Source organism: Achromobacter sp. ACM05 (genome assembly GCF_019218915.1).
In the GTDB taxonomy this organism is placed as follows: domain Bacteria; phylum Pseudomonadota; class Gammaproteobacteria; order Burkholderiales; family Burkholderiaceae_B; genus Achromobacter; species Achromobacter animicus.
This window is the reverse complement of the sequence record NZ_JAHUWQ010000001.1, coordinates 1,749,722-1,762,132: the sequence shown is the minus strand read 5'-3', so window position 1 is coordinate 1,762,132 and position 12,411 is coordinate 1,749,722. Positions and strand designations below refer to the sequence as shown.

Below are 12,411 nucleotides of genomic sequence, written 5' to 3'. Positions count from 1 at the left end.
CCCGGATTTTACCGCCCTCGCGGGCCGAACCCCTATTGGCGTCTTGCCGCCCCGTCCGGACAGGGGCATCCGGTTAAACTTTCGCCCGGAGATCCCCCAGAAAAACGAAGGAAAAACCTCATGCAAGCCCTTGCGGCCATGCCTTTGAACGTCGCGGCAGCCGTCCGCGTCGTCTTGACCGACATCGACGACACGCTGACCACCGAAGGCCGCCTGCCGGCCGACGCGTACGCCGCACTTGAACGCCTGGAACAGGCCGGCATCCAGGTCGTGCCGATCACCGGCCGCCCGGCCGGCTGGTGCGACCACATCGCCCGCATGTGGCCGGTGCGCGCCGTGGTCGGCGAGAACGGCGCGTTCTATTACGCCTACGACCGCCAGGCCCGCCGCATGACCACGCATTACTGGACCGACGCCGCCTCGCGCCAGGAAAGCCGCAAGCGGCTGGACGCCATCCGCGACCGCGTACTGGCCGAGGTGCCGGGCAGCGCCGTCGCCAGCGACCAGGACTACCGCGTGGCGGACCTGGCCATCGATTTCTGCGAAGACGTACCCGCCCTGCCCGACGCCGCCATCAGCCGCATCGTCCAGATCTTCCAGGACGCCGGCGCGCAGGCCAAGGTCAGCTCCATCCACGTCAACGGCTGGTTTGGCGACTACGACAAGCTCACCATGACGCGCACCATGTTCCAGCGCGAGTTCGGCATGGACGTGGCCGGCGCCCTGGACAGCACGCTGTTCATTGGCGATTCGCCCAACGACGAGCCGATGTTCGCCTACTTCCCGATCTCGGTCGGCGTGGCCAACATCCAGGCCCAGCTGCACCGCCTGACGCACCGCCCCGCCTTTGTCGCCGCCTTTCATGGCGGCGGCGGCTTCGTCGAAATGGCCGACCGGCTGCTTGCCGCCCGTCAGTCCTCCCAAGTCCAGCCGGCCTAACGGCTTAAGGTCAGCACACCGTGGCAACTTCCAAGACCGCGGCGCCCGCCGCCAACGACGGCCGCCGCAGCATCCAGTCCATCGAGGTCGGCGTGCCGCTCCTGGCCGCGCTGGTCGACGCGGGCAAGCCCCTGACGCTACGCGACCTGGCGGCCGGCGCGGGCATGACGTCCGCCAAGGCGCACCCGTACCTCGTGAGCTTCATCCGCGTCGGACTGGTGCAGCAGGACGCCGTCACCGGCCAGTACGAGCTGGGTCCCTTCGCCCTGCAGATGGGGTTGGTCAGCCTGCAGCGCCTGGACCCGGTGCGCGTCGCCATGCCGGAAATCGCCAAGCTGCAGTCCGACATCGGCCACACGCTGGGCATCGCGGTGCTGGGCTCGCACGGCCCCACCATGATCCACATGACCGAAGCCAGCTATCCGGTCCACGTGAACATGCGCAAGGGCACCGTGATGTCCATGCTGCACACCGCCACCGGCCTGGTGTTTGCGGCGTGGCTGCCGCCCAAGGTCAGCGAGCACTACATTGCGCGCGAAGAAGGCGACACCGCCGTCATCGCCAGCGTGCCGCCACCACGCAAGGCCTCCCGCGCCAACATCGAGGCGCAACTGGCCGACATCCGCGTGCACGGCATGGCGCGCGCGCTGGGCAATCCGCTGCCGGGCGTGGACGCGCTGTCGGTGCCGGTGTTCGACAACACGGGCAGCATCGTGCTGGCGCTGACCAGCCTGGGTCCCACCGGTCTGTTCGACGTGTCGTGGGACGGCGCGATCGCGCGTCCGCTTATCGCCTGCGCCCAGGAAATCTCCCGCAAGCTGGGCTTTCGCGGCTGAGCGCGTTTTCGCGCAATAACGAACACAAAGCGAACAAAACGAACAAAAGACGAAAAGAAAGGCAGGGACTTTCCCGAGTGTGCCGTCCCCCGTTGTGTGTTTGAATTCAGCAAAGATTCAATTCATACCTACACGAGGAGACACACGATGCAAGCCTTGCGTCTTATGCAGGCGGCCGCGCTGGCCGCATTCGCTTTTGGAGCTTCCGCCGCCCAGGCCGCCGACACCTGCTCGAACCGCGGCGATCTCGACCAGATGTATTGCGACTCGAACAAGGACCTGGTGGCCGACACCCCCACCGACGCGTCCAAGCTCAAGACGCCTTCCACGCTGGTGTTCACCTACACGCCGGTCGAAGATCCGGCCGTGTACGAAGACATCTTCAAGCCCTTCACCAAGCACCTGTCCGAATGCACGGGCAAGCGCGTCGTGTTCTATCAGGTGCAGAGCAACGCGGCTGAAATCGAAGCCATGCGCTCGGGCCGCCTGCACGTCGGCGGCTTCTCGACCGGTCCCACCGCCTTTGCCGTGAATATCGCCGGCGCCGTGCCGTTTGCCGTGAAGGGCTATGCCGACGGCTTCCAGGGCTACAACCTGATCGTCATCGTCAAGAAGGACAGCCCCTACCAGAAGCTGACCGACCTGAAGGGCAAGAAGCTCGCGCACACCGCGCCCTCGTCGAACTCCGGCCACATGGCGCCCGTCGCCCTGTTCCCGAAGGAAGGCCTGACGCCCGACAAGGACTACAAGGTCATCTTCTCCGGCAAGCACGACCAGTCCGTCATGGGCGTGAACTCCGGCGACTACGACGCCGCCGCCGTGGCATCGGACGTCTTCAAGCGCATGGTCGAACGCGGCCAGGTCAAGGAAGCCGATTTCCGCATCATCTACACCAGCGAAAAATTCCCGACCTCGTCGTTCGCCTACGCGCATGACCTGGAACCGAAGTTCCGCGACCAGATGCTCAAGTGCTTCTACGACTACCGCTTCCCGCCGGAAATGTCCAAGGCCTTCGACAACGCCGACCGCTTCTACCCGGTGACGTACGAGAAGGACTGGGCCATCGTCCGCCAGGTCGCTGAATCCGGTGGCGAAAGCTTCAACCGCGCGGCCTACGACCGCGAATCCGCAAAGAGCAAGAAGTAATCCAGCATGACGACGTCGCTACGCATTTCCGGCCTGGTCAAGGAATACCGGGCCGGCCGGCCGGTACTGAACGGCATTGACCTGCAGATCGCCGGTCAGGGGCTCACCGCCATCATCGGTCCTTCGGGCACCGGCAAAAGCACGCTCCTGCGCTGCATCAACCGGCTGATCGAACCCACCAAGGGCGAGATCATCCTGCAGTCCCAGGACGGCACCGTGGACTTGGCGCAAGTGCGCGGCGCGTCGCTGCGCCGCGCGCGCCGCCGCATCGGCATGGTGTTCCAGGAATACAACCTGGTCGAACGCCTGACCGTGATGGAAAACCTGCTGACCGGCCGGCTGGGGTACACCTCGGCCATGAAGGCCTGGATGCGCCGCTTCGAGCCCGAGGACATCGAGCACGCCTACAAGCTGCTCGACACCGTGGGCCTGGCCGGGTTTGCCGACCAGCGCGCCGATGCGCTGTCGGGCGGCCAGCGCCAGCGCGTGGGCATTGCCCGCGCGCTGATGCAGCGCCCGCAGGTGCTGCTGGCCGACGAGCCGACGTCGTCGCTGGATCCCAAGACCTCCGTCGAAATCATGGAACTGCTGTCCGCGCAGGGCAGCGCCTCGGGCATCCCCGTCATCGTCAACATCCACGACGTCGAACTGGCGCGCCGCTATGCCACGCGCATCGTGGGCATGTCAGGCGGCCACGTAGTCTACGACGGCGACGGCCAGGGCCTGGACGCGACCATGCTCAAGACCATCTACGGAGGCGAGTCTTGGCTGGAATGACGCAACCCCGGGGCGGCATCCGCCCCTTCGCCATGTCAGGGCGCGCCAAGGCAGGCGTGCTGCTGCTGGTGCTCTACACCGTCTATGCCGCCGCGCAGCTGGACTTCAGCTGGTCGCGCTTCGAAGCCGGCATGGGCCATGCGTCGACGTTCCTGGCGCGCATGTTCCCGCCCAATTTCGAAAAGCCCGCCACCTTGTGGAAGGGCATCGCCGAAAGTCTTGAAATCGCGGTCCTGGCGTCGATGCTGGGCATCTTCCTTGCCCTGCCCGTGGGCCTCCTGGGCGCGCGCAACCTGATGCCCGCCTGGATTTCGTGGCCCGCGCGTTCGATCGTCGCGCTGTGCCGCGCGCTGCACCCGGTCATCGTCGCCATCCTGTTCGTCAAGGCCGTGGGCTTTGGCGCGCTGGCCGGCATCCTGGCGCTGACCGTCGCGTCCATCGGCTTCATCGGCAAGCTCTTCACCGAAGCCATTGAGGAAATCTCGCTCAAGCAGGTCGAAGCGGTGCGCGCGACCGGCGCGTCGTTCTCCAACGTCATCGTCTTTGGCGTGCTGCCGCAGGTGTTCGCGCGTTTCATCGGCTTTGCCACCTATCAGTTCGACTCCAACCTGCGCAACTCCACCATGGTGGGGATCGTGGGCGCGGGCGGCGTGGGCGGCACGTTGTTCTCGGCCTTCCAGCGCTTCGATTACGACTTCGTCAGCGCCATCCTGCTGACCCTGATCGCGATCATCATGCTGGGTGAAATCCTGGCCGGCTTCGTGCGGGCGGTGTTCCTGGACAACCTGGGCTTTGACCGCATCCTGCAAAGCCGCTTCGCTGGCGCCCGCGGTCTGGGCAGCAGCAAGCCGACGGCCGCGCGCAAGGCGGAGGTGGAAGAATGAACGCCCACGTCTCCCCCTTGAACCCCGCCGGCCAGCCGCGTGTCTGGCAGCGCTACAGCATGGGCCAGCGCCTGCTGCGCTTTGCGCTGTACCTGCTGCTCGTGGCGGCGGTTGTGCAAGCGATCCGCGGCGTGGAGGTCATCCCCGAGTTCCTGTACGACGCACCGGAACAGATGGCCGACCTCTTCCGCCGGATGTGGCCGATCGACTGGGCCTACTACCCGGATGGCGTACACGCGGCCCTGATCGAAACGCTGCACATCGCCACCTTGGGCACCATTCTTTCGGTGTTCATGGCGGTGCCGGTGGGTCTGCTGGCGGCCAACAACCTCACGCCCAGCAAGACCATCAACATGCTGGCCCGCCTGATCCTGGTGTCCAGCCGTTCGGTCAATTCGCTGGTGTGGGCGCTGCTGTTCATCGCCATCTTCGGACCGGGCGCCCTGGCCGGCACGCTGGCCATCGCCTTCCGCTCGATCGGCTTTGTCGGCAAGCTGGTCGGCGAAGCCATCGAGGAAGCCCAGCGCGGCCCCATCGAAGCCGTCACGGCCACCGGCGCCAGCAAGGCCTCGGTGATCTGGTACGCCTACTGGCCGCAGATCCGCCCGGCGTTCTGGTCCATCGTGCTGCTGCGCTGGGACATCAACGTGCGCGAATCCGCGGTGCTGGGACTGGTCGGCGCCGGCGGCATCGGCATGGCGCTGGATACCGCGCTGAACCTGTTCCAGTGGGACCGCGTCGCGCTGGTGCTGGCCGCGATCTTCGTAGTCGTCGTGCTGGCCGAAGTCATCATCACCCAGGCGCGCAAACGCATCCTGTAGCGCCGCCGCACCGCTTTACGCCTGTCGGTTTCCCCTGACTCGCGCTCCCTTCGCCGCCCCACATGGGGCGGCGTTTTCTTTGAGCGAGCGCGTTCCGGTGACTGACATCCGCACTTTCCTTTCTGTTCGCAAGCAACGCAAAAGCGCCTCGTCGCCCTTGATGGGCCGCCTTGTTTTTGCGCCGCGATCACGTCTATGCTCAATGTGAACAAAATATGAACGGTCATCAAAACGCACCCCCGCCTTGATTAACATCTTGGCTTTTGCCGTTGGACACCCGCTGCCATGTCGGAACAGGAATTGAAACTGCACGTGCCCACGGCTTCACGCCAGGCCGTGCTGCGTGAAGTCAAGCAACGCGAGGCCACGCGCATTCGCTTGCATGCCATGTATTTCGACACGCCGGAACGCGAGCTTGCGCGGGCGCGCATCGCCGTCCGGCTGCGGCAGGAAGGCTCCGATTGGGTGCAGACGCTGAAGATGCCCGGCGCCGATGCGATCTCGCGCATCGAGATGAACCACCCCCGGCCCGGTCCCGTGCTCGACCTGTCCGTCTATGCCGGCACCGACGTCGAGGGCCCGCTGTCTGCCATCAAGGGCGAACTGGGCCTGCGCTATGAAACCGACGTGCAGCGCCTCTTGCGCAAGATCCGCACGCGCTTCGGCACGGTCGAGCTGGCCTACGACACCGGCATCCTGCGCGCTGGCGCGCTGGAACTGCCGATCTCAGAACTGGAATTCGAACTGGTGTCGGGCCGTCCCGCCGCCATCTTCGCGGCGGCGCGCGGCTGGCAACAGCGTCATGCGCTGATCCTGGATCCCCGCAGCAAGTCCGAACGCGGCGACGCGCTGGCCCAATTGGCGAATCGCCTGGCCGAGGTCGACGCCGCTGCCGGCGACGACCACGAAGCGCGCCGCGCGCAGGCCATCGCCCAGTTCTGGTCCCCGCGCGGCGCGTCGTCCGTGAAGCTGCGCGACGACATGACGCCGCCGCAGGCCATGGGCGCGATCGCGGCCGAATGCCTGGACCAGATCTGCCGCAATGCGGCGGTGCTGGCCGAGGTCGACACTGAAGGCGTCTACCGCGCCGGCAACTCCGAGCACGTGCATCAACTGCGCGTCGGCGTGCGCCGGCTGCGGTCGGCCTGGAAGCTCTTCGACGGCTGGATCGCCCCGGTGCCCGACGCGCTGCTGCAGGGTGTGCGCACGCACTTCGCGGCGTTCGGCGCCAACCGCGATCAGGACGTGCTGAACGAAACCGTCGCCCCCGCGCTGCTGCGCGCCGGCATGCCCGTGATCCCCATGGAAGCCGCGCCGCCCGACGAAGACGCCCAGACCATCGCGGGCGGCCAGGCCTTCCAGGCATGGTTGCTCACGCTGCTGGAATGGTCGCTCGACGTGCCGCCCGTGCAACCCGACACGGACAGCCAGACCATCGCCAACGGCACGCCCAGCGACGCCGCGCCCGAGCCCGCCATCCGGCTGGAAGGCGGTGTGGCCGGTCCCATCGTCAAGCCCACCATCATCCCGATGCTGACGCCGGAACCCGAGCCGCAGCACCTGCACAAGCTGCTCGCCCGCCGCCTGCACCGCTGGCACGACAAGGTGGCCGACCAGGGCACGCATTTCGCGGCACTGGACATCCCCGCCCGCCACGATCTGCGCAAGCGCGGCAAGCGCCTGCGCTATGGTCTGTCGTTCGCTGAATCGCTGCTGCCCGCCAGCAAGCTGCGCGGCTATCGCAAGCTGCTGTCCCGCGTGCAGGACGTGCTGGGCGAAATCAACGACCTGGCGATGGCAAAGGACTACTACCAGTCGTGTACGGCGACGCATCCGCAAGCCTGGTTCGCGCTGGGCTGGATCAGCGCACGCCTGGACGAACTGGTCGTCGAAGCGCAGCAGGCCTTTGACGACCTCGCGCGCAGCAAACCGTTCTGGAAGTAGCGCGCATCGCGCGCGTTTAACCCATGCGAAAGTCCCGCGTTGAATTCGATTTCACCTGGACACGCATCTAGCATGGCGTTTCAAAAAAGGGCCGCCTGACAGCTTCGCGTCAGGCCCCTGTCAATTCGTCGACATCCGGCGTGCCAATACTCATTGGCTGTCGTCCGGACACACTGCCGGGCGCATTCGTGGCCCGCAGCTTCCGCCCGACACTCGTCCTGTGTGACGGCGCAACGGCCAGCGCGGGCCGTCCGCCCATCCACGCACACGGACTCATGCAAACCACTTCCCCCTTGCTGGTCATTGCCAGACGCGGCCTCGCGGCCTGCTGCGCGCTTTCGCTGGTGTTCTCGCTTGCCGCCTGCGGCGGCGACGACGACACGGACGAAACGGCGCCGCCGCCCCCTACCACGACGCCCACCACGCCCACGACGCCCGCCCCGGCTACCTGCGCGGCGCATTGTGCGCCATGATGCCGGCAGTGCTGCCGTTTCCTGCAAACTCCAGACAGAACAGCCAATGACGATCGACGCCTCCAAGAGAAAGTTCTTCACGACCACGCTCGGCGCCACCGCGGCGATGAGCGCCTTGTCGATGTTTCCACCCAGCATCCGCCGCGCCCTCGCGATTGAAGCCGACAGTCCCACCGGCACCCTCCAGGACGTCAAGCACGTCGTGATGCTGATGCTGGAAAACCGCTCATTCGACGGCTACTTCGGCACCTTCCCGGGCGTGCGCGGCTTCGGCGACCGCTTCCCCATTCCGCTCGCCAACGGCAAGTCGGTATTCCATCAAACGCGCAGCGACGGCACGCTGGAACTGCCTTATCACCTGGACGCGCGGCTGGGCAACGCGCAGCGCGCGGGCAGCACGCCGCACTCGTGGCCCAACTGTCAGGCCGCCTGGGACCACGGCCGCATGAACCGCTGGCCCAGCGCCAAGCAGCCGTTGTCGATGGGCTACTACGAGACCGCCGAAGTGCCGTTCCACCGCGCGCTGGCCGACGCCTTCACGCTGTGCGACAGCTACCACTGTGCGATGCACGCGGGCACGATCCCCAACCGCCTCTTCTTCTGGACGGGCACCAACGGCCCCAGCGGCGACAACGTGTCGGTCGTGATGAACGAAATGAACGACGGCGCCGACGTGGGGCCTTCGACCGAGGGCTGGACCTGGACGACGTACGCCGACCGCCTGCAGCAGGCCGGCGTGAGTTGGAAGGTCTACCAGAACATCCCCGACAACTTCGGCTGCAACGAGATGATGAGCTTTCGCCACTGGCGCGCCGAGATCGAGAGAATGCCGGCGGACCGTCAGGTCACGAACCAGGGCGGTCCCGCGTACAACCCAGCCATCGATGACCAGTTCAGCCCATTTGCCAAGGGCTTTGGCAACACCATGCCGGACGGCGGCCTGCTGCAAAGCCTGCGCGACGACGTGATGAACGGCACGCTGCCCGAGGTGTCGTGGATCATCCCGCCGGCGGCGTATAGCGAGCACCCCGGCCCCTCGAGCCCCGCCAAGGGTGCGTGGTACATCCAGGCCGCGCTGGACGCGCTGACGCAGTCGCCCGAGGTCTGGAGCAAGACCGTGTTCCTGGTCACGTACGACGAGAACGACGGCTTCTTCGACCACATGCCCACACCCAGCGCGCCGTCCCGCAACGACGACGGCACGCTGGCCGGCAAGTCCACGCTGACGGACGCCGAGATGGCCTTCGAGTACAACACCTACACGCCCGCCACGCCCAAGCAGTTGACCGCCGATGGCAAACCCTACGGTCCCGGCATGCGCGTGCCGATGTGGGTGATCTCGCCGTGGAGCCGTGGCGGCTGGGTCAATTCGCAGGTGTTCGACCACACCTCGGCGTTGCGCTTTCTCGAACAGCGCTTCGGCGTCATGGAACCCAACATCAGCGCATTCCGCCGCGCCGTGTGCGGCGACCTCACGTCCACGCTGAACTTCGTGTCGCCCAACGGCGCGCCGCTGCCCACGCTGTCCGGCCGCAGCACCAAGACGGACGCCGACGGCCTGACCACTTGGCAGGAGGCACAACCGGCCATCGCCATCCCGGCGCAACAGACGCTGGCTCCGCAGGCGCAAGGCACACGGCCCTCGCGTGCGTTGCCGTATGAACTGCACGCCAGCGCCCGCGAGGACGTGCGTGAGAACCGGGTCCGGCTGCTGTTCGCCAACGCCAGCTCGGCCAAGACGGCGGCGGTGTTCCATGTGTACGACAAGCTGCATCTGGACCGCATCCCGCGCCGTTATGTGGTTGAAGCGGGCAAGTCGCTGGACGACGCGTGGGACGTGTCAGGCGACGCGGGCAAGTACGACCTGTGGGTGCTGGGGCCGAACGGTTTTCACCGCGCGTTCGCGGGCGATCTGATGCAGGCGGGCGGCGCTCAGCCGGAGATTCAGGTGTGCTACGTGCCGTGTGATGATCCGCAGGTGCTGGTCAAGCTGCACAACAACGGCGCGACGGCTTGCACGTTCACCGTCAAGGCGATGGCGTACCGCGGCGACGGTCCTTGGACCGCGACGGTCGAACCTGGACAGACCGGCGAGCTTGCGTGGCCGGTCAGCGACAGCGGCCAGTGGTATGACTTCGCGGTTGCTTGCGAGGGGTATGCGGCGTTCCAGCGGCGCTTTGCCGGTCGGATGGAGACGGGCAAGGATCTGATCAGCGATCCGGCGATGGGTCAGGTCGGGTAAAGCGGACGCCGGCGCTGCGGGTGGCGCTGGTGGCGCTGCGTGTGGCGCTGGTGGCGCTGCGCCTGGCGCCGTTGGTGGACGCCGCTGACGGCGCCGTTCACAGCGCGATTCGTGGCTGCGCCTGCCCAGGAAACGACAACGGGACGGCGCTTTCGCGTCGTCCCGTCAGATGGGTCTTCCTGGGCCTTTACGGCCTCTTGCAAGACAGCGATGAGTTCCGAATGAACGGACTCAGTCGGCCAGCAACGCCGCCGCGAACTCGTCCGCCACGAAGGGCTGCAGGTCTTCCAGGCTTTCGCCGACGCCGATCCAGTACACCGGCACCGGGCGCACGCCTTGGCTGCCGGCTGCGACGGCGGCCAGCGTGCCGCCCTTTGCGGTGCCGTCCAGCTTGGTCACCACCAGGCCGGTCAGGTTGATCGCGGCGTCAAACGCGCGGATCTGCGCCAGCGCATTCTGACCCGTGTTGCCGTCCACCACCAGCAGCACCTCGTGCGGCGCGCTGGCGTCCGCCTTGCCGATGACGCGGCGGATCTTCTTCAGTTCTTCCATCAGGTGCAGCTGCGTGGGCAGACGACCGGCCGTATCCACCATCACCACGCCCATGCCGCGCGCGCGACCGGCATTGACCGAATCGAACGCCACGGCGGCGGGATCGCCGCCATCCTGAGAAATCACGCTGACGTTGTTGCGGCTGCCCCATTCCACCAACTGCTCGCGTGCGGCGGCGCGGAACGTGTCGCCGGCGGCCAGCAGCACGCTGGCGCCCTGGCGCTGGAACGTATGCGCCAGCTTGCCGATGGACGTGGTCTTGCCCGCGCCGTTCACGCCGGCAATCATGACCACCAGCGGTTGCGTGCGCTTCAGATCAAAGGCGCGCTCCAGCGGACGAAGATGATCGGCCAGCAGTTGGCGCAACGCCGTCTTCACCTTGGCTGGGTCTTCGATGCGTTCCTTCTTGACGCGCGCGCGCAGCGCGGTCAGAAGCTTCTCGGTGGCCTCAAGGCCGGCATCGGCCATAATGAGGGCCGATTCGAGTTCCTCGAACAGGTTCTCGTCGACCTTCACGCCGACAAAAATGCCGCCGATGCTTTGGCCCGTGCGGGACAGTCCTTGCTTCAGGCGCGACAGCCAGGAGGCCTTCTTGGGCGCCTCGGCGGGTGCGGGTTCCGGGACAGCTGGGACAACCGGCGCAGGCGCCGCGACAGGCGCAAGCGTTGATACCGGCGCAGGTGCCGGGACTACAGGCGCAGGTGCCGGCACGGGCGCGACGACCGGTGCAGGCGCCGGGACGGGCGGCTGCGGTGCGCGGAACGGCTCAGTGGCGGGCGTGGCGGCAGCGGCTGTTGCAGGCGCCGCCACCGGTGCGGAAGCCGGCGCGGTACGCGTGAGGGACGGCGCGGCCGGAGTCGGAGTCGGAGTGGGAGTCGGAGTCGGCGCAGGCTGTGCAGACGTCGTCGCCGGCGCAGGCGTTACCGAGACGGCCGGCGCTGGCGTAGGCGCAGCCGGGACCGGCGGGGTCACTGGCGCCGGAACAGGCGCAGTGACCGGCGCTGCAACCGGCGCAACCGGTTCCTGACGAAGCTCGGGAGCTGCCGACGCAGGCGCCGGGCTGGACGGAGCCGAAGACGGCTCCGCGGGCGCGACTGGCGCGTCGACAACCTCCGGCGGCGACGCGGGCTGAGCCGGCGTGGCGGGCGGAGGGGATTTTTTCTTGAAGAAGCGGCTAAACATGGGTAACAAGTATATTCGTATCGTCGGGGGCCAATACAGGCGCACCCCCATCGCCGTGCCCGACGTGGAGACGCTGCGTCCCACGCCCGACCGGGTCCGCGAAACGCTTTTCAACTGGCTTACACACCTGTGGGGCGGCGAGTTCGCCGACAAGCAGGTGCTGGATCTTTTTGCCGGCAGCGGCGCCCTGGGCTTCGAGGCGGCCTCGCGCGGCGTGGCGCATGTGCAGATGGTCGAGCGGGACAGGACCGCCGCGTCCGCGCTGCGGACACTGCGCGACAAGCTCAAAGCCGACATGATACGCATCCATGTGGGCGATGCGATGCAGGTCGCCGAACGGATGGATGCGTCCCGGTTTGACCTCATCCTGCTGGATCCGCCCTTTGGACAGGGCTGGCTGCCGCGCCTGTGGCCGATCCTGCCGGGCATTCTGACCGATCATGGACTAGTCTATGTCGAGGCGGAATCCGCCATCGAAGCCCCCGAAGGATTCGAGATTCTGCGGCAGGACAAGGCCGGCGCCGTGCACTTCCATCTTCTGGAATTTGCTGCATTGCGCAAATCGATCAATAATCCGGCTTCGGAGGATGGTGTACACCACTAATAACGGTACGG

Annotated in this window: 11 protein-coding genes; 10 read left to right on the top strand and 1 reads right to left on the bottom strand. The window is 66.6% G+C overall.

What is annotated here, in order from left to right; all coding sequences use genetic code 11:
* The first annotated feature begins 120 nt into the window (after positions 1 to 120).
* The 9 genes from KW836_RS07995 (at position 121) to KW836_RS07955 (ending at position 10,062) form a co-directional block, all read left to right on the top strand.
* Positions 121 to 939: an HAD-IIB family hydrolase gene (locus tag KW836_RS07995; RefSeq protein ID WP_175122562.1), complete on the top strand. Its 819-nt coding sequence runs from the start codon at positions 121 to 123 to the stop codon at positions 937 to 939.
* Positions 940 to 959: 20 nt separating this feature from the next.
* The gene (locus KW836_RS07990; protein WP_105240545.1) at positions 960 to 1,775 is read left to right on the top strand and encodes an IclR family transcriptional regulator; all 816 of its coding nucleotides are present in this window, start codon (positions 960 to 962) and stop codon (positions 1,773 to 1,775) included.
* A gap of 147 nt (positions 1,776 to 1,922) precedes the next feature.
* Positions 1,923 to 2,921, top strand: a complete 999-nt coding sequence (phnD, locus tag KW836_RS07985) for a phosphate/phosphite/phosphonate ABC transporter substrate-binding protein (RefSeq protein WP_056558855.1) — start codon at positions 1,923 to 1,925, stop codon at positions 2,919 to 2,921.
* Positions 2,922 to 2,927: 6 nt separating this feature from the next.
* Positions 2,928 to 3,698 (top strand): phosphonate ABC transporter ATP-binding protein, encoded by a 771-nt coding sequence (phnC, locus tag KW836_RS07980; protein ID WP_175122561.1) that lies wholly within the window; start codon positions 2,928 to 2,930, stop codon positions 3,696 to 3,698.
* Complete coding sequence (phnE, locus tag KW836_RS07975; RefSeq protein ID WP_175122560.1) at positions 3,695 to 4,582, top strand: phosphonate ABC transporter, permease protein PhnE; 888 nt, start codon at positions 3,695 to 3,697, stop codon at positions 4,580 to 4,582. Before phnC ends, phnE (KW836_RS07975) begins: the two co-directional genes overlap by 4 nt.
* Positions 4,579 to 5,403, top strand: coding sequence for a phosphonate ABC transporter, permease protein PhnE (gene phnE / locus KW836_RS07970; protein ID WP_175122559.1), 825 nt, complete (start codon positions 4,579 to 4,581; stop codon positions 5,401 to 5,403). Before phnE (KW836_RS07975) ends, phnE (KW836_RS07970) begins: the two co-directional genes overlap by 4 nt.
* A gap of 285 nt (positions 5,404 to 5,688) precedes the next feature.
* On the top strand, positions 5,689 to 7,347 hold the full coding sequence (locus tag KW836_RS07965; RefSeq protein WP_218342907.1) for a CYTH and CHAD domain-containing protein: 1,659 nt from the start codon (positions 5,689 to 5,691) through the stop codon (positions 7,345 to 7,347).
* A gap of 275 nt (positions 7,348 to 7,622) precedes the next feature.
* Positions 7,623 to 7,820: a hypothetical protein gene (locus KW836_RS07960; RefSeq protein WP_175137534.1), complete on the top strand. Its 198-nt coding sequence runs from the start codon at positions 7,623 to 7,625 to the stop codon at positions 7,818 to 7,820.
* Between the two features lie 46 nt (positions 7,821 to 7,866).
* Positions 7,867 to 10,062, top strand: coding sequence for a phosphocholine-specific phospholipase C (locus KW836_RS07955; RefSeq protein WP_218342906.1), 2,196 nt, complete (start codon positions 7,867 to 7,869; stop codon positions 10,060 to 10,062).
* Between the two features lie 231 nt (positions 10,063 to 10,293).
* Here KW836_RS07955 and ftsY read toward each other — a convergent pair whose 3' ends face one another.
* The gene (ftsY, locus tag KW836_RS07950) at positions 10,294 to 11,325 is read right to left on the bottom strand and encodes a signal recognition particle-docking protein FtsY (protein WP_218342905.1); all 1,032 of its coding nucleotides are present in this window, start codon (positions 11,323 to 11,325) and stop codon (positions 10,294 to 10,296) included.
* A gap of 469 nt (positions 11,326 to 11,794) precedes the next feature.
* Here ftsY and rsmD point away from each other — a divergent pair, with 469 nt between their 5' ends.
* The gene (gene rsmD / locus KW836_RS07945; RefSeq protein WP_175122810.1) at positions 11,795 to 12,400 is read left to right on the top strand and encodes a 16S rRNA (guanine(966)-N(2))-methyltransferase RsmD; all 606 of its coding nucleotides are present in this window, start codon (positions 11,795 to 11,797) and stop codon (positions 12,398 to 12,400) included.
* Positions 12,401 to 12,411 lie beyond the last annotated feature (11 nt).